Below are 24708 nucleotides of genomic sequence, written 5' to 3'. Positions count from 1 at the left end.
TTATTTATTATTTATTATTTATTATTTATTATTTATTATTTATTATTTATTATTTATTATTTAAGAGGCTAGTTTATAATATACCTTTTATTACTCCACTCTATTATTGCTGTGTTATCTTTGCGCTGTCACACTTATATTTTCAGTCTCTCGACTTGATGAAGCTATAATAAGTTTAATTTCACAATCTCACAATCATTAAATTATTACAAAATATGACACAGACTAATATTATTTTTATAAAACACCAAATACAGATCAATTTAAGATAAAGATAAGATTAATAATTTATAAAAACCACCAAACAAAGAGCGAAACACCATTCGTTAACATTTTCTTGATATACATATCCTAACTTAATAATAAAGAAAAGCTAATAATAGGACTAAAAATGCACGATAAATGAGGAAGATTGTAACTTAACAGTAATACTTATCTCATTTTTAGATGAGAAATAAGAGAGAAATAGCTTTTTATAATGCAGTTTTTCTTCACTATCTTTATATCAGAGACAATTTAACACATTTAATGCCAACTTTTTGATAACCGGCTCTTGCACTGATAGACATTCTTATTTCTGATAATATAATCAAAATTTGGTTTAAATCTGATTAGAAGGTGTTGTTATGGGCATTGTTGGCTGGATTATTACAGGTATATTTGTTGGTATTATCTTAGGTGCCGTATTAAAAATGATAAAGAAAAAATAGCGCGATAAGAAAGGCACCAATTTAAAACATAAACCACTTATGTTGATCGCATTCCTTTCACCTCACTGACTTCTGTTGAAAGTAAAAATGAAAAAACATTTTCTAAAATATCTTATGATCCCGGTCGCTTTGCTGACATTGAATGCGTGTAGCCAGCGTTCATCATTACCACCAGCAACACAGCCTTCTATGTTAAATCAGCAGAATAATGTACCTGAACTAGCACAGTGGCCGACAGCATTAAGCCCCAATGTAAGCAATGCGCGTGTGTTGTTTGATAAATATGCATCGCAGATTTACCAAAAGAGTAATCCCCAAGGCATGGTTATTGTTATGATCAATAACTCTCAAACCTTAAACCGATCTTTTGGAACAACAACCCCAGAAAGCCGTCATGCACCATCAATGAACTCACTTATTCGCATTGCTTCGATTACAAAATTAATGACCAGTGAAGTCATGCTAAAGCTACAAGATGATGGAAAATTATTAGTTACTGATCCACTGCAAAAATATAGCTATTACGGCGTCGATATCCCATTAGTCAGTACTCAATCCCCTATCCGTCTTTATCATTTAGCAACCCATACTAGTGGTTTTCCACGAGAACAACCCGGTGGAAAATGGGGCAGACCTGTTTTTATTTGGCCGACCCATGGCGATCGTTGGAATTGGTTAAAAAAAGCGACATTAACATCGCCCGCAGGTGATCAAGCGTCATATTCAAATTTAGCCTATGACTTATTAGCGGATGCCTTAGTGAAAGCATCAGGTAAAAGTTATCCACAACTTTTAAAACACTATGTCACTCAACCCGCAGGTATGACCAATACCACATTGACGCCGACGCCCACACAGTGTCAGCGATTATTAATCGGATATAAACCAAGTCCATGTTCTGACACGATCGCAGCAGCGGGAAGTGGTGGCGTGTATTCAACGCCAGCAGATATGCAACGTTGGATGCAAGGCTTTTTGACCTCTCATAATGCGGTGAGAAAACCAACGGCGAGCAAAGAACAGTCTGTCTATTTTCCTCGTAATCAACTTTCTTCAATAGAAGGTATGGATGTTGCAGGGCGTGCCGATGGTATTGGTTTAGGTTGGGTCTATATGGCGCCAGCAAATGGAATTCCGGCTATTTACCAAAAAACAGGGGGTGGCGGCGGGTTTAATACTTATATGGCAACCATACCTGAATTAAATATTGGTGTATTTGTCGTTATCACTCGTAAGCCAAATGGCACTAAATTTAGTGAAGTAACTCAAGGCACAAATGCCCTTGTCCGCGCGCTGGCAAAAGATTTTTATCAGTGATCCATGCCCAATAGTAATAAAAAAGCGCCTTGTAGGGCGCTTTTTATTTTTCAGACTGACATTATTTTCTGGTTAATATGACTTAGCGATTACGCTTCATCAATAACCATAAACTCAACGTTAAGAAGAGGATCCCCGGCACCAATGCTGCAATCACTGCCGGTATACCATAAACCAGGCTTAATCGCCCTGACACCTCATTGACGATATAGAATAAGAAACCAAAAGAAATCCCGGTTAAGACTCTTAATCCCATTGGCACAGTACGTAGTGGGCCAAAGATAAATGACAATGCCATCAACATCATGACTGCAACAGAGATAGGTGCAAAGATTTTTTTCCAGAAGTTGAGCTCATAGTTTGCTGATTCTTGTCCACTCTGTTTTAGATATTTAACGTATTGATAAAGCCCACTGATCGATAATGCATCAGGATCTAACGCCACAACGCTTAATTTTTCTGGCGTTAATCGTGTTGGCCATTCAAGTGATACCTGTTTTTTACCGGTGATTTTTTGTGGATCAGTTAAATCTGACTGCTCAACCTGTTTTAACATCCACGTTTTTTTATCCACATCATAGGTTGCACTTGATGCATAACGTACTGTTTCTAGTTTTCTATCATTATTAAAATCATAGAGAGTGATGCCTTGCATCTCATTTTGGCTCTTTATTCTGTTGATATGAATAAATTGGTTGCCATCTTTAGCCCACATACCGCGGTTAGTCGAAACTAAAGAATTCCCCATAATTTTTTCTGCACGATAGTTACGTGCGTATTGTTCACCTTGTGGTGCCCCCCACTCGCCAATCAGAACCGTTAGCAACACTAATGGAATCGCTGTTTTCATTACGGAGCCTGCGATTTGCAAACGGGTAAAACCTGATGCTTGCATCACCACCAGCTCACTGCGTGTTGCTAATGCGCCTAACCCTAATAATGCTCCGAGTAACGCGGCCATGGGGAAGAAGATCTGCACGTCTTTAAGGATATTTAAAATAGCATAAATACCCGCATCAAGTGTGGTGAAATCTCCTTGCCCTACTTTACGGAGTTGATCGACAAACTTGATAATGCCCGATAATGAAACAAGCAAAAATAGTGTCATCAAAATCGACTGTAAAATAGTACGCCCGATATATCTATCTAATACACCAAACATCAGGCAACTCCTTTCTTAAAGCGAGCTCGGAATTTACGCATAGGCAAGGTATCCCAAATATTTAATAAGATAGCTAAGCCAAGATAAACACCATTAACGCTCCACATCGCAATGAGGGGATCCACTTTTCCTTTTTCGCCATTAGAATGCAACGAACTTTGTAATAAGAAAAAGACCAAATAAAGCAACATTGCAGGTAACATGCTTAATACACGACCTTGGCGTGGATTTACCTCGCTTAAAGGCACCACCATCACAGCCATAATGACAACAGAGAAAATTAGAGTTAATCGCCAATGGAATTCAGCAATAGACTCTGTTTCATTAGAATGCCAAAGTTCAGTCATCGTTTTTTGCTCTACACGATTGCTACTAATAGTCGATTCACGATGTCCGATAACAGCTTGGTAGTCATTAAAATCAGTGATACGAAAATCACGTAATACAGCCGTACCTTCATAGCGAGTTCCCTCACTGAGTACAACAATCTGATTTCCGTTAGGCAATTCCTTGGTATAGCCTTTATCTGCCACCACAACAGACGGGCGCTGATCTTGTGTTGGGCGTAACTGTGCGAGGAACACATCTTGGAATTGGTTACCTTTCACGCTACCAAGATAAAGCACCATATTACGATCATTGGACATTTTAAATTGTCCTTCCATCAAGGCTGCTAAACTTGGGTTCGCCTTGGCATCTTCAAGCACTTGCTCTTGATGTGCTGATGACCATGGAATAAGCCAAATCACATTTCCTGCTGCTAATGCGCTAGTCAGTAATGAAAGCAACAGTGCGGCTTGCACTAAGGCTTTTTTACCTATCCCGCACGCATTCATGACGGTTATCTCACTTTCAACATAAAGTTTGCTGTAAGTCATCAGAAGCCCAAGAAAAAGGCTTAGTGGAAGAATAAGCTGTGCCATCTCGGGAATTCCCAGCCACAGCAGAGAAATCACAAGGTTTGTAGGAATGTTACCTTCTACAGCAGCCCCTAAAATCTCAACCAGTTTCTGGCTAAAGAAGATAAGCATCAGAATAAATAAGATGGCTATCTGACTTTTAAGGGTTTCCCGAGCTAAATATCGAATTATAATCACGCTAGTTATGCCTGTGAAAACTTGTCTTTTTGCAGGAAAATCGCTAACTTCGTTGTATATCTATCATTTGTGCATCTCAGTTAGACATTCTTGCAGCCCAAATGATATCAAAACATGCTATAAACAGGTTCCCAATAAGAACAAGCTTATAAGTTAGCTAAATTAGTTGTGTTCAATTAATGCATTTAGCTTAACATAAAAAGTAAACTTTCTATGGGGTAGATTAATGCGGATCACTATTCTAAACGATACTTTCCGTTTTTGTCTTTAATATTCAGGAGAACGCATGGAGTTTAATGTAAAAAGCGGCAGCCCAGAGAAACAACGCAGCGCTTGTATTATCGTGGGGGTGTTTGAGCCTCGTCGTTTATCTCCGATCGCGGAGCAACTTGATAAAATCAGTGATGGCTATATCAGCGCCTTGTTACGTCGAGGTGAACTGGAAGGCAAAGTTGGGCAATCACTGCTGTTACATCATGTACCTAATGTTCTCTCTGAGCGCGTTTTACTGATCGGTTGCGGTAAAGAGCGTGAGTTGGATGAACGTCAATATAAACAAATCATTCAAAAAACCATTAACACGCTCAATGAAACTGGCTCAATGGAAGCGGTTTGCTTTCTCACTGAGTTGCATGTTAAAGGTCGTAATAACTACTGGAAAGTACGTCAAGCGGTTGAGACTGCAAAAGACTGCCTCTATACCTTTGATCAACTAAAGAGCAATAAGACAGAACTACGTCGCCCATTACGTAAAATGGTCTTTAATGTACCTACTCGTCGTGAACTACCTAGTGGTGAACGTGCCATTGCTCACGGTTTAGCCATCGCATCAGGTATTAAAGCATGTAAAGATTTAGCAAACATGCCACCCAATATCTGTAATGCCGCTTATTTAGCTTCTCAAGCGCGTCAATTGGCAGACTCCTCTTCAAATGTTTCTACGCGTGTTATTGGCGAAGAGCAAATGAAAGAGCTCAACATGAACGCTTACCTTGCGGTAGGCCAGGGCTCTCAAAATGAATCTTTAATGTCTATCATTGAGTACAAAGGCAGTAAAGATCCTGAAGCTCGCCCAATCGTATTGGTCGGTAAAGGGCTGACATTTGACTCGGGTGGTATTTCTATCAAACCTGCTGATGGCATGGATGAGATGAAATATGACATGTGTGGTGCCGCAACAGTCTATGGCGTGATGCGTGTGGTTGCAGAACTACAATTACCGATTAACGTTATTGGTGTACTTGCGGGTTGTGAAAATATGCCGGGTGGAAAAGCCTATCGCCCTGGTGATATCTTAACAACTATGTCCGGCCAAACCGTTGAAGTATTAAACACTGATGCTGAAGGCCGCTTAGTTCTATGTGATACGTTAACTTATGTTGAGCGCTTTGAGCCTGAGTTAGTTGTCGATATTGCAACATTAACAGGTGCATGTATGGTGGCTTTAGGGCATCACTACAGCGGATTAATGTCTAATCATAATCCGTTAGCACATGAGTTAATGAATGCATCAGAGCAAGCGGGTGATCGCGCTTGGCGTTTACCATTAGGCGATGAGTTCTATGAACAAATTGAATCTAATTTTGCTGATTTAGCCAATACAGGTGGCCGTTTAGGTGGCGCAATTACCGCTGGTTGTTTCTTAGCGCGTTTTGCAACGAAATATAACTGGGCTCACTTGGATATTGCAGGTACAGCATGGCGCTCTGGTAAAGCAAAAGGTGCAACAGGTCGTCCTGTTTCTTTACTGTCTCAGTTTTTACTTAATCGCGCGGGTTTGAATAGCGACGAGTAATACCGCATAATTATCAGGGTTAAGGTATTACCCTATTATTATGGTAAATAGAGCAGACTCCAAGAAGGGTATTGCAACGCAATACCCTTCTGTTATCGGGATATCATGAAAAACGCCACGTTTTATTTAATGGAACACCCATCAATACATGACGATTTACAGGCTCATGAGTGGCTTGCCTGTCAACTTACTGCTGAACATTGGCGATTAGGCAAACGAATTTTGTTAGTTTGTGAGTCTCAGGCTCAAGCAGAATTGCTTGATGAGGCATTATGGGCAAGAGAACCTCATCAGTTTGTTCCTCATAATCTTGCAGGTGAAGGCCCTCGTTATGGCTCTCCTGTTGAATTATGTTGGCCTGGAAAACGTGGTAATGCACCTCGTGATCTTCTGATTAATTTACAATCACAATTCGTAGACTTTGCCACAGCTTTCCATGAAGTGATAGACTTTGTACCTATTGATGAACAATTGAAACAGTTGGCGCGTGAACGATATAAAATTTATCGTAGCGTCGGCTTTACTTTGACAATGGCTACGCCGCCAACCTATTGAATACGTAAAAAATATGGAAAATAAATCCGCACCAAAAGAGCCATCGCTCGACACAACTTATAATCCAGCAGAGATTGAACAACCTCTGTATCAACATTGGGAAAAAAACGGCTACTTTAAAGCCAATGGCGATACAACGAAAGAAAGCTTTTGTATCGTGATCCCACCACCAAATGTCACTGGTAGCCTACATATGGGCCATGCTTTCCAGCAGACCATTATGGATACCATGATCCGTTATCAACGCATGCAAGGTAAAAACACCTTATGGCAGTCAGGAACTGACCATGCGGGTATCGCAACTCAAATGGTTGTTGAGCGTAAAATTGCTGCTGAAGAAGGTAAAAATCGTCATGACTATGGTCGTGATGCATTTATCGACAAAATTTGGGAGTGGAAAGCGGAATCAGGCGGTAATATTTCTAACCAAATGCGTCGTTTAGGTAATTCTGTTGATTGGGAACGTGAACGTTTCACCATGGACGAAGGTTTATCTAAAGCGGTTAAAGAAGCCTTTGTGCGTTTACACAAAGAAGACCTTATCTACCGTGGTAAACGCCTTGTTAACTGGGATCCTAAATTACACACGGCGATTTCTGATCTTGAAGTCGAAAACCGTGAAGTTAAAGGTTCAATGTGGCACTTGCGTTATCCTTTAGCGGATGGGGCAAAAACAGCTGAAGGTAAAGATTACCTCATTGTTGCAACTACTCGCCCAGAAACCATGTTAGGTGATACTGGTGTTGCGGTTAACCCAGAAGATCCACGTTATAAAGATTTAATTGGTAAAGAAATTATTCTACCAATCGTCAACCGCCGTATTCCTATTTTAGCGGACGAACACGCGGATATGGAAAAAGGTACTGGTTGCGTAAAAATCACCCCTGCCCATGACTTTAATGACTATGAAGTTGGACGTCGTCATCAATTACCAATGATTAATATCATGGATTTTGATGGTAATATCCGTGTTAGCGCAGAAGTATTAGACACCAACGGTGTTGAATCTGACGTTTATAGCACTGAAATTCCAAAAGCCTACCAAGGCATGGAACGTTTCGCAGCACGTAAAGCGATGGTTGCTGAATTTGAACGTTTAGGTTTATTAGAAGAGATCAAACCTCACGATTTAACCGTACCTTACGGTGACCGTGGTGGTGTTGTTATCGAGCCTTTACTGACAGACCAATGGTATGTTCGCGCGGCACCTTTAGCGAAACCCGCAGTTGAAGCTGTTAAAAATGGTGATATCCAATTTGTACCAAAACAGTACGAAAACATGTACTTCTCATGGATGAATGATATCCAAGATTGGTGTATTTCTCGTCAACTGTGGTGGGGTCACCGTATCCCTGCTTGGTACGACAATGAAGGCAATGTCTATGTAGGTCGTGACGAGGAAGAAGTTCGTCGTGAAAACAATATCGCCGCTGATGTCGTATTACGCCAGGATGAAGACGTACTCGATACATGGTTCTCATCCGCACTGTGGACATTTTCAACATTAGGCTGGCCTGAAAACACCGAAGCACTAAAAACATTCCACCCAACAAATGTGTTAGTCAGTGGCTTTGATATCATTTTCTTCTGGATCGCTCGCATGATCATGATGACCATGCACTTTATCAAAGACGAAGACGGCAAACCGCAAATTCCATTTAATACAGTTTATATGACAGGGCTTATTCGTGATGAAGAAGGCCAGAAGATGTCAAAATCCAAAGGAAACGTACTTGATCCTCTGGATATGATCGACGGTATTTCATTAGAAAATTTATTAGAAAAACGTACTGGCAATATGATGCAGCCACAAATGGCTGAAAAAATTGCTAAACGTACTAGCAAAGAGTTCCCAGAAGGTATTGAAGCACACGGCACAGATGCCCTACGCTTTACCTTAGCCGCACTAGCTTCAACTGGTCGCGATATTAACTGGGATATGAAACGTCTATCTGGTTACCGTAACTTCTGTAACAAGTTATGGAACGCAAGCCGCTTTGTTCTGATGAATACGGAAGATCAAGATTGTGGCTACCAAGGTGGTGAGATGACATTCTCACTGGCTGACCGTTGGATCTTAGCTGAATTTAACAATACCGTTAAAGCCTATCGTGAGGCGTTAGACAACTATCGTTTCGATATCGCTGCGGGTATTTTATATGAGTTCACTTGGAACCAATTCTGTGACTGGTATCTTGAACTATCAAAACCTGCGGTACACAAAGGTAATGATGCACAAAAACGCGCAGCACGTCATACACTGATTGAAGTGTTAGAAGGCTTACTGCGTCTTGCACATCCAATCATTCCATTTATCACAGAGACAATTTGGCAACGCGTGAAGGAAGTGAAAGGCATTGAAGGTGAAACCATCATGCTACAAGCTTTCCCAGAGTTCGATGCTTCACTGGTAGATGAACAAGCACTTAACGATCTTGAGTGGATCAAAGAAGTTATCGTTGCCGTTCGTAATATCCGTGCTGAAATGAATATAGCCCCAGGTAAACCACTTGATGTTATTTTACGTGGTGCGGATGACAATGCTAAGCGCCGTGTCAATGACAATATTGGTTTCTTAAAAGCCATGGGTCGTTTAGCGGATATTCGCCCATTAGCAGAAGGTGAAGAAGCGCCATTATCAGTGACTAAACTGGTTAGCGGTGCAGAATTGCTGATCCCAATGGCGGGCTTTATCGATAAAGATGCAGAGCTTGCACGTTTAGATAAAGAGCTGGAAAAAGTAGAAAAAGATATCTCAACTTTAGACAGCAAATTATCTAACGATGGCTTTGTAAACCGTGCGCCAGAAGCGGTTGTTGCTAAAGAGCGTGAACGCTTAGCGACATGCTTAAGTGCGAAAGAGAAGCTAATTGCACAGAAAGTCTCTATCGCCTCTTTATAAGCACTATCGCTTTAAAGACCCTGATATTGATAATGAAAACCCGCGTTTATCGCGGGTTTTTACTTAGTCTCTTTCAGTCAGAAAATAAAACCATTTTTCACTTAATTTCTTATTATTTACGGTTCTATTCTCGTAAATACGCCCTTTCATCCCTTATTTTCGCTTAAATTTAATCACTCACTAAAATATAACGCTAGAAATAAAGTGGAAAGTTAAGCAAAGAGGAGGAGCTAACGGTTTACAAACACGCTTAATCAATTAAGATAGTTTTTGTAGCCATCCGTGCTACTTTCAATGAAGAAGTTCCTTTCCGGTGCTCTCTCAATAAATAATCAAAAAATATTCTACTAATAAGTGAAAACGATGAGTGCAACTATGACTGCAACCCAAACTATAAACTCAAATATTGTTATCCGAGCCATTGAAGAAAAAGACAACGCAGGTATTGCACGCGTTATTCGTGAAGTCTCAGCAGAGCACGGTTTAACTGCCGATAAAGGCTTTGCGGTTGCCGATCCAATTTTAGATACCCTCTATGAAGTTTATCATCAGCCACGCAGTGCTTACTGGGTTGTTGAAATGGATGGAGAAGTTGTTGGTGGAGGGGGTGTCGCACCACTTGCTGGTGGCGATGGCAATACTTGTGAACTACAAAAAATGTACCTTTCATCCAAATTACGTGGCAAAGGTATTGCGAAAAAAATCGTTCTGCAATCTCTTGAATTTGGTAAAGAGCAAGGCTTTAGCCGTTGCTATTTAGAAACCACTGATATCTTAAAAGCGGCTGTCGGTTTATACGAAAAACTAGGATTCGAATTTATTGATGAAGCATTAGGCAACACTGGACATAGTGATTGTGAGATCCGTATGGTGAAGCCACTTTAAGCGTTCTTGCTGTTCCCTACGTAATACAATAAATAAAATAAGTACGACTGTACCCGTATTTCTTATGCGGGTTTTTATTTGCAAAAAATAGCACCTATTAACACAAATCCTGTTTATCAAAATGATATAAATACAGTATATTTCTATGCTTATCTTCACAATTAATTTCTTAATTAATTATTATCAAAATATTATTAATAAAATTCTTATCTTAAATATTATTAAAATTCACAAGTTTAAATCGTTTTTCATTTCACTCTAGATAATTATATCCCCCTTCTTAAATAAAATATTATTTATCTTATTTTATATTTAAAAAAAGAGATTTTTTTATATTGCTATTTATAGCTAATTTAATATCTTTATGCAGATAAAGTCATACATTGGCTTTTATAACTCTAAAATTTAAAAGGAATTTTTTCATGAAAAACTTTGTTAAAATTGCACTTATTGCTTCTGTAATTACCGTAATGACTGGCTGTACTGGTAGCGTATACAATAAAGAAAAAGACTGTAACTACGACTACTTACTGCACCCAGCAGTTTCTATTTCTAAAATCATTGGCGGTTGTGGCGACACTAGCAAATAAAATTTAAGAAATAAACGTATTAATAAACTACATTCTGACTTATTGTTGCTAAGAAAGGATGTAGTTTTTTGTTTTATCATATCTTATATTTTTACTCGTTTTTTATGAGTTGCACTCCTCACCAACATAAGAAATCAGAGCTTAGTGTTTCCATTTTAATGGAAGATAGATTAAATTAACCATTAATAAAATCTATTTCAGGTAATTTTATATGACATTAAACTACAAGATTATTATCGTCACATTATTTTTATCTATTCCTATATTAGCTTATTCATTCCCCCAAGCTAAATGCATTCCCGAAGAAAAAAACTTTTCCGCATGTGAGATATTAGCAACGCAGGGAGATAATAAAGCATTATTAGTACTCGGACGTTTCTATGAAACGGGTACAGGAGTTGAAAAAAATGTAGAGAAAGCAGAACAAATTTATCAACTCTTAGCAGATAAAAATGATGCTGATGGATTTAATCAACTGGCAATGCTTAAACAAAATCATAATAAAGAACAAGAGGCTATATTACTTTACCAGAGAGCAATAGAACTCGGCTCATCATCTGCTAATTATAATCTAGGCATACTATACAAATATAATAATAATTATAAAAAAGCAAAAGAGATGTTTGAGATAGCAATTAAAAAAGATCACTCCAGTAGTGCTATGATGAGTTTAGGCGATCTATATCGTCATGGTAATGGGGTTGAACAAAATATAGAATTAGCCAAAAAATGGTATAACGCATCAATTCAAGCAGGTAATTATTTTGCATTTACTCGCTTGGGAATATTGTACAGTGAATTAGAAAAATATGATGAAGCGATAATATATTATCAAGAAGCGATCAAGAAAGGTGATCCCGCCGCAATGAATTCAATGGGATTACTATATCAACATGGTTTTGGTGTAAAACGTGATATTAGTCAATCTGTCAAACTATATCAAGATGCAGCAAATAAAGATGGAATTGGTGGGTTGATTAATTTGGGGCTGATGTATGAAGAAGGCCTTGGAGTACCTCAAAATTATGAAAAAGCCATCGAATTATATACAAGAGCCTATCAATTAGGTTATACCGATATTCAGTTACGAATTAATTTCTTAAATAAACACTTTATAAATAATAACAAAAATTAATATAACCATAAAAATTAACTTTAACATATTAGTTGCTACGGTAAATAATTCCAGATGTCTATTCATCTAGATGGGTTTATTTATAGTTTAACTATGAATAAATAAAAAGGAGATTTATATGCAGTGTGGTGATTTAGAGTGGTTTTACTGTAAAGATGGTGAAATATTAAATGCTAATGAGGCAATGGAAAAGCGACTTATTATTTACAAAAAAATAGGTCGAGAACTGAAAAGTGCACATAATCTTGCCCAAAAAACTTGGCAATATGAAGACTCTTCTAGTGCAAATCAAAGTCGCTCAAAGGGATGCTCGCCCAGTGGATTGGATGAATTTATTTATTATAAATGTGAAGGAAGTGCTCCTTCTGTTGAAGTAGCTCTAAATAATCCTTGGGTAAAATATATTGAAGATTTTGGTATTACTTCTACAAAAGGGGTAAACAGAACAATAGATACATTCATTGAATTGGGTATACTCCCACCAGCTCTTGAGGGTATGAATTATGTTCTTAAATCTCGGCTATCTAGAAAACCTCGGATCATACAAGAAAATATTGAAGCCATTTATCTACTGCGGTTTGTTTATAAACCTTATGAAAATATTACGGAAGTTGTCAATATTATTATTGATACAATAATCAATAACATATCTCCATCTAGAAAACAAAAACTATCCGATTATGTTAAAGTAGCAACCACTATTTCTAATATGAACAACCCAATCAATTTCCGTGATAATTTTGATATTGAAGAACAGGTTAATTCATCAGTTAGAAATTTTGCAACAGATGTTGGTGTCGACATTATGGCTGATTCTAAAATTCGAAAATTTATTGTATCCGCTATAATCACTCAAATGGTTGCAGGTATTATTACAAATTACCCATCCTTTTTTAAACCTTTTAGACCAACCCAAATTATCAAAAGGACAACTTTAGTTGCAACATTAATGTACAGTTACGGTACGATTGAAAAAATGTCGGAAGCAGCAAGAAGACTTGAAAATAAAAATAAAATGGTTTACGACGTAATGAATAAAAGCAAGATCACTATGGCCTATTATTTTGTTGAAACGGAATTAGGACCTTTAATTACTTTAGCTGCAAGCCCAAGTAGTGTAGCTAGTGATGATGCTTTTATTTCTGAGGTACGCCATTTAATTAATAAATATAAAAATTAGAATACATTCTCATCTGATATACTATACCCAGAAGTACCAGCCATGATTTGCGAGGTGGTAATATCACGATATCTAACAGTTAATTGCTCTTCAGGATCGATATCATTGCGTAAAATATTATTTGGACATTGATGTGAATAATCAATAATAGATGCTTCATTTAATTTCACTGTGAAATATTTTTCAATTCCACCATTTTGTGCGGTACGATAATAATCAAAAACTAAACTAAGAATTTCATTATTTGAAACCGCAACAAGTAACAGAGGGGAAGATTTATCAATCAGTTTGGTAAACTCTATTGGTTGATGAGCTAGATTTTGAGTTCTAGATACTGAAAAATTTAGTTCTGTAACAAATATTGCATTTTCTTTCCCTAATTGATAACGATTTCCTATTGAATCTAATGTTCCACAACCACGAGAAATCAGGCCTTGTTGCTGACCTTCTAATGTAAGGTAAATTAAATTAGCCATTAATAAAGTCCATTTTTAGATACGTTTATATAATATTAAACAATATGATTATTATCATCACGTTATTTCTATATTTATCTAACTTTATATTTTTATATTCAAATAATCAAATTAAATATATTCTTAAAGAAAAAATTTCCATATATGAAATATATAAAATTTACAGAGATAATAAAAAACATAACCCTCATAATTATCTAAAAATTTAACATACATACTAAAAAAATATAGAACTAACTAAAAGTTATATAACTTATTAATTAGGTTAAAGACTATTTTTCATTTACTCAACTGAAAATATTGTACAGTGAGTTAGAAAAATATGATAAAGCGAGAATATATTATCAAGAAGCCATCAAAAATAGAGGGGATCTAACTACAATGAATTCACTAGGTTTACTGTACTAATATGGTTTTAGTACAAAATACGATATCAGCCAAGCTATAAAACTCTACCAAGATTCGATAAATAAAGATGAAAAAATATTTAACCGCGTAGTCGCCAAATTACACATTCAATCAATATCCCTATTTATCTTCTTTTTAGAAATTCATTCATTTTTTTTGAATACCATCAACAAATTCCCCCTATTTTGTTCATCACGCGAACACTTTATGATCAGCCTCATTAAGAAATCGCAATAATCTGTATTACCTCCTTCTGTGTCTTGGTTATTGCGGTTTATTTCCTTAACTCGGAGAACAATCATGACAATCAGACAGATTAATCATATTTATTCGGCGCCAAATTCACACTGGGTAGGTAATGGCTTTCCAGTCAGCACCTTATTTTCCTATCAGGAAAATGGTGAGAAACATAGCCCGTTTCTGCTGATGGATTATGCCGAGCCAACACTGTTTAAACCTGTTACCAATGCCCGTGGTGTAGGAGCGCATCCTCATCGTGGATTTGAAACCGTAACAATCGCCTATCAAGGTGAGGTTTCTCATCATGACTCTAAAGGTCACGCAGGAACCATTACCGCAGGTGATATTCAATGGATGACTGCTGCTTCTGGCATTTTGCATAAAGAGTATCACTCTGAAAAAATGACCAAAGAAGGTGGTGTATTGGAGATGGTGCAACTTTGGGTGAATCTGCCGACAGCGTACAAAATGACACAGCCTCGTTATCAGGCGCTGAAAGCAGAGGATATCCCTCATGTTGAATTACCTAATGATCAAGGCTATGTCCGAGTGATTGCTGGTAATTATGCTAATACCCAAGGCATCGCAATGACCTACTCACCACTTAATGTGTGGGATCTACGTTTAAATCGCGCGGGGGTTTCACACTACAGTATTCCTGAAGGTCATAATGCAATGCTGTTTGTGGTGAAAGGTGCTGTACATATCAATGACAGTGAAATTGCACGTCAACATGACATGGTAATGCTAGATAATCATGGTGATACACTGACATTAGAATCAATGGGTGACACCATTGTTTTAATTCTCACCGGTGAGCCAATTAATGAGCCAATTGCAGGGCAAGGGCCTTTTGTAATGAACACCCAAGAAGAGTTACAACAAGCTTTTGATGATTATGACAATGGTAAATTTGGTGTAATGGATTAATGGCTCTCCCCTTAAAACCAATAACACCAGTCACAAAGCAATAATTTTGTGGCTGGTGCTATTATTTTGCACTGATAAATCAGGCACAAAGGGACAACATTTAGCAAAAATTAATGTAAGCGTGATGACTTATCAGACTCTTCGTCGTCTTCGTCTTCACCGTCTTCATCATCATACTCAGCGTCAGGATCTTCAAAGTAAGTTCCCCAACCATCGTAATAAACACCCATTTTTTCAGCTAAATTCATTAACTGTTCAACTTGAGCATCAATAAGCTCAGCATTTAAACCACTTTCACTCACAGCATCAAAGCAAACTAAAATTTCACCTGATTCTACTTCGATTTCTTCAGGTTCAGTCACTTCATAACCTAATTTAAATACTTCAACTGCAGCTTTTTCTAGTGTTTCGAAGTTTTCACAAGAGATGTGGTGCTCGATAGCATACAGTGCATCAGGATCACTACCATCTTCCAGTAATTCTTCAATAATAAGACGTGTTTCTTCACGTTGTTCTGCTAATTCTTTGCTGTCCGCCATAATCATGCTCCGCAATAGTCTGAAAAGGTATCTTGTTTATTCTCCCACAGGGCGAATCAACACTCCATACCTAATATGATGCGCTTATCGCAGACTGTCTAAATTAAAAGTTTTCCTTTAGGGGTTGATGATGAATATTTATTAATATAAATTGAATATAAATTCAATTACAGGATCTCACTCTATGAACCCTTTTTATCAAAAATCATTCTTACGTTTACTGGATTTTTCACCTGCTGAAATTCAACAACTACTTACATTGTCAGCACAATTAAAAAAAGCCAAAAAATCAGGTGAAGAAACTCAATATCTTGCAGGAAAAAATATCGCGCTTATTTTCGAAAAAGACTCAACACGTACCCGTTGTGCCTTTGAAGTTGCGGCTTTTGATCAAGGCGCCAGAGTGACTTATTTAGGGGGTGGAAGCCAAATTGGACATAAAGAATCAATAAAAGATACTGCACGCGTATTAGGCCGTATGTATGATGGTATTCAGTATCGGGGTTATGGACAAAAAACGGTAGATGCACTTGCACAATATTCAGGTGTACCTGTTTGGAATGGCTTAACCAATGAATTTCACCCAACCCAATTGTTAGCAGACTTACTGACTATCACAGAACATCAAACTAAGTCGTTATCAGAAACCATATTTGCTTACCTTGGTGATGCTCGCAATAACATGGGAAATACTATGTTGGAAGCAGCAGCATTAACAGGGATGGATTTACGTTTAGTTGCGCCTAAAGCATGTTGGCCTGAATCAGGTTTAGTTGCTCAATGCCAAGAGATTGCTAAGAAAAATGGCGGAAACATCACGCTAACTGAAAATGTAGCAGAAGGCGTTACAAATGCTGATTTTCTTTATACTGATGTTTGGGTTTCTATGGGCGAACCAAAAGAGGTTTGGAAAGAGCGTATCGCTTTACTTAAGCCTTATCAGGTCAATATGGATGTTATAAAATTAACCGGAAACCCAGACGTCAAATTCCTTCACTGTTTACCCGCTTTTCATGATGAAGAGACCACAATGGGTAAAGCATTAGCTAAAGAGTTTAATCTATATGGTGGTTTTGAAGTCACTGATGAGGTGTTCGAATCAAAACACAGTATTGTGTTTGATGAAGCAGAGAATCGTCTTCACACCATAAAAGCCGTGATGGTAGCGACCCTTGCCAATTCGTTCTGAAATACATAATCATGCAAAACACCTATTTTTTATTTATGAAAAAATAGGTGTTTTCTTCGTTTTATTCCAAGCTTATTGATTTTAAATTAAAAAATTTTTTTTTTGTAAAAAGTAAAAGCAAACGCTTGCGTGCAACGCTAGGATGCGTATAATGCGCCACAATTTGTCAGGAGGAAAGATGAAACAGCGCCTATTCCAATTTGTAACAAAAACAAGCACCTTAATGGGTCGCAAGCGTATTCTCTTTTTTCCAATAGCCCAATTTTTTAAAACCCCTCTTATTGAGGGGTTTTTTTTGGCCTATAAAAAACCACCTACCGCACAATTCATCGCCAAAGGAGAACTCTAATGACTAATCCGCTCTACCAAAAGCATATTATCTCCATCAATGATCTGGACAGGGAAGATTTGGAAGCTGTTCTTCGCGTTGCTAATAAACTAAAACAGCAACCTAACAACGAATTGTTAAAAGACAAAGTGATTGCGAGTTGCTTTTTTGAAGCATCAACACGTACTCGCTTATCATTTGAGACAGCTATTCACCGCCTTGGCGCGTCTGTTGTCGGTTTTTCTGATGGAAGCAACACATCATTAGGTAAAAAAGGTGAAACATTGGCGGATACCATTTCCGTTCTTCGCACTTATGCTGACGCCATTGTGATTCGCCATCCTCAAGAAGGTGCGGCGAGATTAGCATCTGAATTTGCTGGTGATATTCCTGTCCTCAATGCGGGTGATGGTGCAAATCAACATCCAACACAGACTCTACTGGATATGTTTACCATTCAAGAGACACAAGGCCGTTTAGATAATCTCAATATCGCAATGGTAGGTGACTTAAAATATGGCCGAACCGTACATTCATTAGCACAAGCATTGGCAAAATTTAAAGGCAATCATCTCTATTTTATCGCCCCGAAAGTGCTTGCTATGCCAGAACATATCCTCCATTTACTTGAAGAAAATGGTGTTGAATATAGCCAACATGAAACAGTAGATGAAGTCATGCCAGAGCTGGATATTCTTTATATGACGCGCGTACAAAAAGAACGTTTAGATCCTTCTGAATATGCCAATGTTAAAGCACAATTTGTTTTAACTAGCGCTGATTTAGTCAATGTGAAAGATAACCTCAAGATCCTACACCCACTGCCACGTATCGATGAAATCACGACAGATGTAGATAAAACACCTTACGCTTATTATTTCCAACAAGCAGGCAACGGTATCTACGCACGTCAGGCATTACTTGCCTTAGTTCTAAATAAAAACTTAGTTCTTTAATAAGGAGCACACCATGACACATGATCACAAACTAAAAGTTGAAGCTATCAAACGTGGGACTGTTATTGATCATATTCCAGCGCAGGTGGGCTTTAAAATTCTTTCACTATTCCGTTTAACTGAAACTGATGAAAGAATAACTGTAGGTTTTAATTTACCTTCTGAAAACTTAGGTAAAAAAGACTTAATTAAAATCGAAAATGTCTTTTTAACCTCAGAGCAAGCAAACCGTTTAGCAATGTATGCGCCACAAGCCACAGTCAATATTATCGATAATTATCAAGTGGTTAATAAGATGGCATTAAGTTTACCAGAATTACTTGAAGATGTAGTGCCTTGTCCTAATAGCAACTGTATTAGCCATAACGAGCCAGTGCAAAGTAGTTTCCGAGTCAAAAAACTGGCCTCGGATGTTGTATTAACCTGCAAATACTGTGAAAAAGAATTCGAACGCCACGCAGTTATTCGCTAATTCTTTTAACTATCTGCTCGAAAGAGCAGATAGTTTTTTGATAAGAATAGAATAATTCCCTCTCGATACACATAATATCCTCTCTCTAAAAAAGACTAATAGCTCATAATCTTTTTTTATAAAAAAATTTGCTACAAATTGGTCATTTTCATGGATTAAAAACCATGTAAAAACAAAAGAGAACTTTACGATTATTTTCTTTTTATACTTACAGACTTTATGATAAAGCCTGATATCTGTCATGTTGCTAACCTCAAGCGCTGGCTATAATAGCGCCGTGCTAATCAAGCGTTAGCGTTAATCTTATAAAAACAGGAGTTCTACATGTCTTACGAAATTAATACCGATAAAGCCCCTGCAGCAATCGGCCCTTATGTACAAGGCGTTGATTTAGGTAATTTAGTGATCACTTCAGGTCAACTACCTGTTGATCCGGCTACAGGTGAATTTGTTTCTGATAATGCAGCAGAACAAGCTCGCCAATCTTTAGAAAACGTAAAAGCAATTATTGAAAAAGCAGGTTTAACGGTTGCTAATATCATAAAAACCACTGTTTTCGTAAAAGATTTAAATGATTTTGGTACTATTAATGCTGCTTATGAAGCTTTCTTCAAAGAGCATAACGCGGCATTCCCTGCTCGTTCTTGCGTTGAAGTTGCACGTTTACCAAAAGATGCAAAAGTAGAAATCGAAGTTATCGCTATCCGTTAATTTGGTCTCAATAGTCAGTCATAAAAAAGCAAAGGTCTCTTTATGAGCACTTTGCTTTTTTTATGTTCTCACTTTTTGATGAATAATTTATCACTTCTGTTTTTGGCACAGATTTACAATTCTGCTCATCCCTCTTGATGCCTGATGTAGCAAAAATACCTTGATGTAGATCAGTTTTAATGAAGATTATTTCTCTTCCAATTACTACATATTGTGCTTTAATACATATCGACCTACAATATATAGTAATTATACACATCTTATCCACAATAAGCCTGAATACTGTGCCATCACCTGTTTTTATGGGATTTGAGCCTGTGGATAAATAGTTAAGGAGCAAGATTGTGAAAACCATAGTGATAAAACGAGACGGATGTAAAGTCTCTTTTGACCAAACCCGCATCAGCGATGCTATCAAAAGAGCAGCCGTAGCTTGTGAGATCACTGATGATGATTATTGCGATTCTGTCGCGCAATCCGTTTCACAATCTCTCGCAGGACGTTCGAATGTCGATATCCGTGAGATCCAAGACGCCGTAGAAAATCAGCTGATGGCTGGCGAATATAAAGATGTCGCCAGAGCCTACATTGAATACCGTCACGACCGAGATGTTGCCCGTGAGCAACGCGGAAGATTAACTCAGGAAATCCGAGGTCTTATCGAACAAAGTGATGTCTCTATTCTTCATGAAAATGCGAATAAAGACAGTAAAGTTATCCCTACTCAGCGTGATTTACTTGCGGGTATTGTGGCTAAACATTACGCAAAATTGCATATCCTGCCAAGAGATGTGGTACTCGCTCATGAGCGTGGTGAAATTCATTATCATGATCTCGATTACTCCCCGTTTTTCCCTATGTTTAACTGTATGCTTATTGATCTTAATGGCATGTTAAATAACGGGTTTAAAATGGGAAATGCCGAAATAGAACCCCCTAAATCTATTTCAACCGCAACTGCGGTTACTGCACAAATTATCGCACAAGTAGCAAGCCATATTTATGGTGGTACAACAATAAATCGTATTGATGAAGTCTTAGCTCCTTTTGTTAAAGCAAGCTACGACAAACACTACAAAGTTGCACAAGAGTGGCAAATCGCAGATAAAGAAGCCTATGCCAATGCACGCACTGAAAAAGAGTGTTATGACGCATTCCAATCTTTAGAGTATGAAGTCAATACACTGCATACGGCTAATGGACAAACCCCCTTTGTCACTTTCGGCTTTGGCCTTGGTACGTCAAAAGAAGCACGGTTAATTCAACGCGCTATTCTTGAAAATCGTATGGCTGGTTTAGGTAAAAATCGTAAAACAGCGGTTTTCCCTAAACTTGTTTTTGCTATTAAAGATGGTTTAAACCATAAGTTTGGTGATCCTAATTACGATATTAAACAACTTGCATTGGAATGTGCAAGTAAACGCATGTATCCCGATATATTGAATTACGATCAAGTCGTTAAAGTAACGGGATCATTTAAAACCCCAATGGGTTGCCGTAGCTTCTTAGGTGTTTATGAAGAAAATGGCGAAATGATCCACGAAGGTCGTAATAATCTCGGCGTTATCAGCCTTAACTTACCGCGTATTGCTATCGAAGCTCAAGGTGATGAAGCCACCTTCTGGTCACTGCTGGATGACCGCCTTGAATTAGCGAAAAAAGCACTGATGACACGTATCGCACGTTTAGAAAATGTTAAAGCGCGTGTTGCCCCGATCCTTTATATGGAAGGTGCTTGTGGTGTGCGCTTAAAAGCAGACGATAACGTGTCTGAAATCTTTAAAAATGGCAGAGCATCAATCTCATTAGGTTATATCGGTGTTCATGAAACCATTAATGCCCTATTTGGTACTCAAAAACACGTTTTTGACGATGAAACCTTAAGAGAAAAAGCGGTGGCGATCATCAATCGTCTACGCGAAGCAACAGACCAATGGAAAGCTGAGACAGGTTATGGCTTTAGCCTTTACAGCACACCAAGCGAAAACTTATGTGATCGTTTCTGTCGTTTAGATGCGGCTGAATTTGGTATTTTACCCGGTGTGACGGATAAAGGTTATTATACCAATAGCTTCCATTTAGATGTTGAAAAGAAAGTGAATCCATACGACAAACTGGATTTTGAAGCACCTTATCCACCGCTCGCGAGTGGCGGTTTTATCTGCTATGGCGAATATCCAAACTTACAGCATAACCTTAAAGCGCTAGAAGATGTGTGGGATTACAGCTATACCCGAGTTCCTTATTACGGAACAAACACCCCAATTGACGAATGTTATGACTGTGGCTATACCGGTGAATTCTCTTGTACCAGTAAAGGTTTTACTTGCCCACGTTGCGGTAATCACAACCCAGCAAGAGTTTCCGTTATTCGTCGTGTATGCGGATATTTAGGTAGCCCAGATTCACGCCCATTTAATGCAGGTAAACAAGAAGAAGTTAAACGTCGAGTAAAACATCTGGCAAATGGCCAGTTAGGTTAAGAGTGTGAATTACCATCAATATTACCCTGTTGATGTTGTAAATGGCCCAGGTACACGTTGCACCCTGTTTGTTTCAGGGTGCATACACCAATGCCGAGGCTGTTATAACAAATCAACGTGGTCACTAACATCCGGCAAGCCGTTTACACAAGAAATGGAAGATCAGATCATTACTGATCTTCAAGACAGCCGTATTAAACGACAAGGATTATCACTTTCAGGTGGCGATCCCCTACACCCACAAAATCTTTCTGCTATATTAAAATTGGTAAAACGTGTTAAAACGCAATGCCCCGAAAAAGATATTTGGGTTTGGACGGGCTATTTACTGGCCGATTTAACCCCAGAACAGCAAGAAGTCGTTAACTATATTAACGTGCTGATTGATGGGAAGTTCGTACAAGAACTTTATGATCCCGCATTACTGTGGCGTGGTAGTAGTAATCAGGTGATCCATAAATTGAAGTAATACACATTAAATTAACTGGAGGATGTATGCCTTTAAGTGATAATAAATATGTAAGCTTTTCTGAAGATCATGAACTGAACTACCATTTAAAAAAATGGGGTAAAAAGCAATCTAAAGCAAATCGAGAACAACTCGTGAAGCTAGGCACCGAATTGAAAAAGAAACTCGGCGCTAAACATCTCCAGCATAAAGAAATAGATGCTGAGATAGAGAAAAACCTTTCATCGTTTGAGTAACACCTAAGAGCCCATTTTTATAATGGGCTTTTTTTCTTTCATCATTCTCATTTGATCACCTCCGTTATTAAATGTGAATCATTTTCAAAAAATATAGTCAAAGTGATTAGTTTTGTTTTATTATTAACTCAATTAACTATTCTTTTTTGTGATAATGTCTGATATGAAATTCACATTTTTTCCTTTATTTTCAATAATTTTACTTTCTGGCTGTAGTAGTACTTGGGAACCCAGAGGGGCATCAGATTACACACTACAGGAAGCGAAGATGCTTTGTGAATTTGATGCGAATACCCGCTATCCTATTCGCAAAGAAGTACTACAACGTACTGTTTACCATGATGTAGAAAAAAAGTGTCGTAAAGAAGATAAATACCACTGTGGTGATAATAAAACCTACACTGAGCGCGTTCCAATGACTGAAAGTTATGTTGAAGACATTAATCAAGATGACAGACACACTTTCTATACCTCATGTATGTCTTTAAAAGGATGGGAACGAAAAAATCATTATTTTTGGGAATAATAAGAAGTTCTGAAAATAAGAAGCTTAATTACGTTGCCAATAAAGCTTCGTTCCGAAGCCCAGCCGATTATTGACCATCTTAATTTCTTGCAACTGTAGCTCCCATAAAGGCACATGGATAGCAGCTAATGCGACAGGAAAACGTAAACAATAATGTTTTCTTGCGTTGATGTCGTCCTTACCTGTGAGTAAAGAAACAGACCCAGTGAATTGAATACCTTGTAAATCAGATACAGCAATTTCTTGGGTACTAATACTTCCAGCAACTAATAAGTTTTCTTGCATCATTCTAGCATGGCGTGTTTTCTTTTCAGAAAGAAAAATAAGTCTCATCTGACTTTCATCAAACCAATAAAAACAATTAGCACACCAAATATCACCGACTGAACTCGTTGTACATAAGGTAAACACATGGTTATCACATATATATTGTTTAATTATTTTGAGAGAGTTCAAGGAAGACATAACATACCTGCATAGAAACAAAAAGAGACGCTGTTTAGATGATAATTATATCATCAAAACGAGCGTCTTACCGCGTGTCTCTTATTACAAGTTATTTATCGAAAATAGTTAAAATTAACGATAAATTTCAGCATTTACAGTGAGGTAATCTTCACCTGTCGCGCCAACAACTTTAAAGCCTTTTGCACCTTCATCTTTTGCGATTTGAGCAATTTTAGCTGTTAAACCATCTAAAGTATCACTACCAGTGATTGTGATATACTCACCATTAACAGAAGGACTTTTTGATATGCTATCAGATGCGATTGAACCGAATGAAATAGCACTTAAAGCTAATGTTGCAGCGATTAATGTAGATTTTTTCATAATAGACTCCAATTTAATTCTAATTTTGTGAGGTATCGCGGAGTGTGTCTCTGTGATGTGGATCATATTATGCACTTTAGCTTAACTTTAAAATTAGCAATAATTGCTGTTCATTTTCAAAAAATTTGAATGTTATTTTTTAAATCATAAAGTTTACTGTCACAAATATTTCACAACATATTGATATACTTAATAGATTTATTTTTGACATGCCTTAAATTACTCACTTTAAAAACTAAGAAATATTATTTATCAAAAGAAAAAGTAGCACGAAAAGGAAAAAATAATGGCTGACGCAATGTGGTCACTCTATATTGTTAGAAATCGTCTTGGCTCTCTTTATACCGGGATCACAACAAATGTTGAGCGCCGTTTTCAACAGCATCAGAATGGAACTGGTGCGAAAGCATTAAAAGGAAAAGGGCCTTTATTATTAGAGTTTCATTGTCAGGTAGGCGATAGGCAACAAGCATCTCAGCTTGAATACCAATTAAAGCAGTTAAAAAAAAGACAAAAAGAAAAGCTGATCACAGACCAGCCTTCAGACATTGCACTGTATTTAATACAGGATAAATAAATTTGGTTA

25 protein-coding genes are annotated in these 24708 nt (G+C 37.7%); 19 read left to right on the top strand and 6 right to left on the bottom strand.

Annotated features, from left to right (window positions below; all coding sequences use genetic code 11):
- The first annotated feature begins 797 nt into the window (after window positions 1–797).
- Window positions 798–2027: a D-alanyl-D-alanine-carboxypeptidase/endopeptidase AmpH gene (gene ampH, locus GWI97_RS07830; RefSeq protein ID WP_036939234.1), complete on the top strand. Its 1230-nt coding sequence runs from the start codon at window positions 798–800 to the stop codon at window positions 2025–2027.
- Window positions 2028–2109: 82 nt separating this feature from the next.
- Here the strand turns inward: ampH and lptG are convergent, their stop codons facing one another.
- Window positions 2110–3189: an LPS export ABC transporter permease LptG gene (gene lptG, locus GWI97_RS07825; RefSeq protein ID WP_036939237.1), complete on the bottom strand. Its 1080-nt coding sequence runs from the start codon at window positions 3187–3189 to the stop codon at window positions 2110–2112.
- Window positions 3189–4286 (bottom strand): LPS export ABC transporter permease LptF, encoded by a 1098-nt coding sequence (gene lptF, locus GWI97_RS07820; protein WP_036939240.1) that lies wholly within the window; start codon window positions 4284–4286, stop codon window positions 3189–3191. The genes lptG and lptF overlap by 1 nt, the downstream gene beginning before the upstream one ends.
- Before the next feature lie 286 nt (window positions 4287–4572).
- On the opposite strand from lptF, the gene pepA reads away from it, so the two are divergent.
- The 7 genes from pepA to GWI97_RS07785 all read left to right on the top strand — a co-directional run bounded on the left by pepA (window position 4573) and on the right by GWI97_RS07785 (window position 13328).
- Window positions 4573–6081, top strand: a complete 1509-nt coding sequence (gene pepA / locus GWI97_RS07815) for a leucyl aminopeptidase (protein ID WP_036939243.1) — start codon at window positions 4573–4575, stop codon at window positions 6079–6081.
- 105 nt (window positions 6082–6186) lie between these two features.
- Window positions 6187–6636: a DNA polymerase III subunit chi gene (locus tag GWI97_RS07810; protein WP_023583544.1), complete on the top strand. Its 450-nt coding sequence runs from the start codon at window positions 6187–6189 to the stop codon at window positions 6634–6636.
- Between the two features lie 13 nt (window positions 6637–6649).
- On the top strand, window positions 6650–9538 hold the full coding sequence (locus tag GWI97_RS07805; RefSeq protein WP_036939248.1) for a valine--tRNA ligase: 2889 nt from the start codon (window positions 6650–6652) through the stop codon (window positions 9536–9538).
- Between the two features lie 375 nt (window positions 9539–9913).
- On the top strand, window positions 9914–10423 hold the full coding sequence (locus GWI97_RS07800; RefSeq protein ID WP_036939821.1) for a GNAT family N-acetyltransferase: 510 nt from the start codon (window positions 9914–9916) through the stop codon (window positions 10421–10423).
- A gap of 422 nt (window positions 10424–10845) precedes the next feature.
- Window positions 10846–11013, top strand: a complete 168-nt coding sequence (locus GWI97_RS07795) for a YhfL family protein (protein ID WP_036914671.1) — start codon at window positions 10846–10848, stop codon at window positions 11011–11013.
- A gap of 211 nt (window positions 11014–11224) precedes the next feature.
- Window positions 11225–12148 carry an SEL1-like repeat protein gene (locus GWI97_RS07790; RefSeq protein ID WP_036939252.1) on the top strand — a complete coding sequence of 308 codons (924 nt, stop codon included), beginning with the start codon at window positions 11225–11227 and terminating at the stop codon, window positions 12146–12148.
- A 118-nt stretch (window positions 12149–12266) separates the two neighbouring features.
- The gene (locus tag GWI97_RS07785) at window positions 12267–13328 is read left to right on the top strand and encodes a hypothetical protein (RefSeq protein WP_036939255.1); all 1062 of its coding nucleotides are present in this window, start codon (window positions 12267–12269) and stop codon (window positions 13326–13328) included.
- On the opposite strand, the gene GWI97_RS07780 is transcribed toward GWI97_RS07785, so the two are convergent.
- Window positions 13325–13804 (bottom strand): Hcp family type VI secretion system effector, encoded by a 480-nt coding sequence (locus GWI97_RS07780; protein WP_036939258.1) that lies wholly within the window; start codon window positions 13802–13804, stop codon window positions 13325–13327. The genes GWI97_RS07785 and GWI97_RS07780 overlap by 4 nt on opposite strands.
- Before the next feature lie 708 nt (window positions 13805–14512).
- Between GWI97_RS07780 and GWI97_RS07775 the strand changes: the two genes are divergently transcribed.
- Window positions 14513–15382, top strand: a complete 870-nt coding sequence (locus GWI97_RS07775) for a pirin family protein (RefSeq protein WP_036939260.1) — start codon at window positions 14513–14515, stop codon at window positions 15380–15382.
- Window positions 15383–15492: 110 nt separating this feature from the next.
- Here the strand turns inward: GWI97_RS07775 and rraB are convergent, their stop codons facing one another.
- On the bottom strand, window positions 15493–15921 hold the full coding sequence (gene rraB / locus GWI97_RS07770) for a ribonuclease E inhibitor RraB (RefSeq protein WP_036939263.1): 429 nt from the start codon (window positions 15919–15921) through the stop codon (window positions 15493–15495).
- A 184-nt stretch (window positions 15922–16105) separates the two neighbouring features.
- Between rraB and argF the strand changes: the two genes are divergently transcribed.
- The 9 genes from argF (at window position 16106) to GWI97_RS07730 (ending at window position 23291) form a co-directional block, all read left to right on the top strand.
- Window positions 16106–17110, top strand: coding sequence for an ornithine carbamoyltransferase (gene argF / locus GWI97_RS07765; protein WP_036939266.1), 1005 nt, complete (start codon window positions 16106–16108; stop codon window positions 17108–17110).
- Window positions 17111–17288: 178 nt separating this feature from the next.
- Window positions 17289–17459, top strand: coding sequence for a hypothetical protein (locus GWI97_RS18195; protein WP_163827130.1), 171 nt, complete (start codon window positions 17289–17291; stop codon window positions 17457–17459).
- The gene (gene pyrB / locus GWI97_RS07760; protein ID WP_036939268.1) at window positions 17459–18394 is read left to right on the top strand and encodes an aspartate carbamoyltransferase; all 936 of its coding nucleotides are present in this window, start codon (window positions 17459–17461) and stop codon (window positions 18392–18394) included. Before GWI97_RS18195 ends, pyrB begins: the two co-directional genes overlap by 1 nt.
- 13 nt (window positions 18395–18407) lie before the next feature.
- Window positions 18408–18866: an aspartate carbamoyltransferase regulatory subunit gene (gene pyrI / locus GWI97_RS07755; protein ID WP_036939271.1), complete on the top strand. Its 459-nt coding sequence runs from the start codon at window positions 18408–18410 to the stop codon at window positions 18864–18866.
- 324 nt (window positions 18867–19190) lie between these two features.
- On the top strand, window positions 19191–19577 hold the full coding sequence (locus GWI97_RS07750) for a RidA family protein (RefSeq protein WP_006535650.1): 387 nt from the start codon (window positions 19191–19193) through the stop codon (window positions 19575–19577).
- A 344-nt stretch (window positions 19578–19921) separates the two neighbouring features.
- Window positions 19922–22060: an anaerobic ribonucleoside-triphosphate reductase gene (gene nrdD, locus GWI97_RS07745; RefSeq protein ID WP_087803762.1), complete on the top strand. Its 2139-nt coding sequence runs from the start codon at window positions 19922–19924 to the stop codon at window positions 22058–22060.
- A gap of 4 nt (window positions 22061–22064) precedes the next feature.
- Window positions 22065–22529, top strand: a complete 465-nt coding sequence (gene nrdG / locus GWI97_RS07740) for an anaerobic ribonucleoside-triphosphate reductase-activating protein (protein WP_036939283.1) — start codon at window positions 22065–22067, stop codon at window positions 22527–22529.
- Between the two features lie 26 nt (window positions 22530–22555).
- Window positions 22556–22765, top strand: coding sequence for a hypothetical protein (locus GWI97_RS07735; protein ID WP_036939286.1), 210 nt, complete (start codon window positions 22556–22558; stop codon window positions 22763–22765).
- Between the two features lie 163 nt (window positions 22766–22928).
- Window positions 22929–23291, top strand: a complete 363-nt coding sequence (locus GWI97_RS07730) for a hypothetical protein (protein WP_036939824.1) — start codon at window positions 22929–22931, stop codon at window positions 23289–23291.
- Between the two features lie 24 nt (window positions 23292–23315).
- On the opposite strand, the gene GWI97_RS07725 is transcribed toward GWI97_RS07730, so the two are convergent.
- On the bottom strand, window positions 23316–23756 hold the full coding sequence (locus GWI97_RS07725; RefSeq protein ID WP_036939289.1) for a YhbP family protein: 441 nt from the start codon (window positions 23754–23756) through the stop codon (window positions 23316–23318).
- Window positions 23757–23870: 114 nt separating this feature from the next.
- A complete protein-coding gene (locus GWI97_RS07720) occupies window positions 23871–24122 on the bottom strand; it encodes a YdgH/BhsA/McbA-like domain containing protein (RefSeq protein WP_036939292.1) in 252 nt (83 codons plus the stop codon).
- Between the two features lie 286 nt (window positions 24123–24408).
- Here GWI97_RS07720 and GWI97_RS07715 point away from each other — a divergent pair, with 286 nt between their 5' ends.
- On the top strand, window positions 24409–24699 hold the full coding sequence (locus tag GWI97_RS07715; protein WP_036939295.1) for a GIY-YIG nuclease family protein: 291 nt from the start codon (window positions 24409–24411) through the stop codon (window positions 24697–24699).
- The last annotated feature ends 9 nt before the right edge of the window (window positions 24700–24708 follow it).

This window comes from Proteus sp. G2300, from assembly GCF_009915965.1.
Lineage (GTDB): Bacteria > Pseudomonadota > Gammaproteobacteria > Enterobacterales > Enterobacteriaceae > Proteus > Proteus vulgaris.
This window is presented reverse-complemented; position numbering and strand designations above follow the sequence as displayed.

What these genes read in the sequence shown, in the direction of transcription:
- GWI97_RS07725 (WP_036939289.1), bottom strand. Translation starts at nt 23,756, where the DNA reads ATGTCTTCCTTGAACTCTCTCAAAATAATTAAACAATATATATGTGAT.
- GWI97_RS07715 (WP_036939295.1), top strand. Translation starts at nt 24,409, where the DNA reads ATGGCTGACGCAATGTGGTCACTCTATATTGTTAGAAATCGTCTTGGC.
- GWI97_RS07805 (WP_036939248.1), top strand. Translation starts at nt 6,650, where the DNA reads ATGGAAAATAAATCCGCACCAAAAGAGCCATCGCTCGACACAACTTAT.
- rraB (WP_036939263.1), bottom strand. Translation starts at nt 15,921, where the DNA reads ATGGCGGACAGCAAAGAATTAGCAGAACAACGTGAAGAAACACGTCTT.
- pyrI (WP_036939271.1), top strand. Translation starts at nt 18,408, where the DNA reads ATGACACATGATCACAAACTAAAAGTTGAAGCTATCAAACGTGGGACT.
- GWI97_RS07810 (WP_023583544.1), top strand. Translation starts at nt 6,187, where the DNA reads ATGAAAAACGCCACGTTTTATTTAATGGAACACCCATCAATACATGAC.
- argF (WP_036939266.1), top strand. Translation starts at nt 16,106, where the DNA reads ATGAACCCTTTTTATCAAAAATCATTCTTACGTTTACTGGATTTTTCA.
- pepA (WP_036939243.1), top strand. Translation starts at nt 4,573, where the DNA reads ATGGAGTTTAATGTAAAAAGCGGCAGCCCAGAGAAACAACGCAGCGCT.
- GWI97_RS07730 (WP_036939824.1), top strand. Translation starts at nt 22,929, where the DNA reads ATGAAATTCACATTTTTTCCTTTATTTTCAATAATTTTACTTTCTGGC.
- GWI97_RS07735 (WP_036939286.1), top strand. Translation starts at nt 22,556, where the DNA reads ATGCCTTTAAGTGATAATAAATATGTAAGCTTTTCTGAAGATCATGAA.
- GWI97_RS07775 (WP_036939260.1), top strand. Translation starts at nt 14,513, where the DNA reads ATGACAATCAGACAGATTAATCATATTTATTCGGCGCCAAATTCACAC.
- GWI97_RS07790 (WP_036939252.1), top strand. Translation starts at nt 11,225, where the DNA reads ATGACATTAAACTACAAGATTATTATCGTCACATTATTTTTATCTATT.
- GWI97_RS07720 (WP_036939292.1), bottom strand. Translation starts at nt 24,122, where the DNA reads ATGAAAAAATCTACATTAATCGCTGCAACATTAGCTTTAAGTGCTATT.
- GWI97_RS07780 (WP_036939258.1), bottom strand. Translation starts at nt 13,804, where the DNA reads ATGGCTAATTTAATTTACCTTACATTAGAAGGTCAGCAACAAGGCCTG.
- GWI97_RS07800 (WP_036939821.1), top strand. Translation starts at nt 9,914, where the DNA reads ATGACTGCAACCCAAACTATAAACTCAAATATTGTTATCCGAGCCATT.
- pyrB (WP_036939268.1), top strand. Translation starts at nt 17,459, where the DNA reads ATGACTAATCCGCTCTACCAAAAGCATATTATCTCCATCAATGATCTG.
- lptG (WP_036939237.1), bottom strand. Translation starts at nt 3,189, where the DNA reads ATGTTTGGTGTATTAGATAGATATATCGGGCGTACTATTTTACAGTCG.
- GWI97_RS07750 (WP_006535650.1), top strand. Translation starts at nt 19,191, where the DNA reads ATGTCTTACGAAATTAATACCGATAAAGCCCCTGCAGCAATCGGCCCT.
- GWI97_RS07795 (WP_036914671.1), top strand. Translation starts at nt 10,846, where the DNA reads ATGAAAAACTTTGTTAAAATTGCACTTATTGCTTCTGTAATTACCGTA.
- ampH (WP_036939234.1), top strand. Translation starts at nt 798, where the DNA reads ATGAAAAAACATTTTCTAAAATATCTTATGATCCCGGTCGCTTTGCTG.
- GWI97_RS07785 (WP_036939255.1), top strand. Translation starts at nt 12,267, where the DNA reads ATGCAGTGTGGTGATTTAGAGTGGTTTTACTGTAAAGATGGTGAAATA.
- GWI97_RS18195 (WP_163827130.1), top strand. Translation starts at nt 17,289, where the DNA reads ATGAAACAGCGCCTATTCCAATTTGTAACAAAAACAAGCACCTTAATG.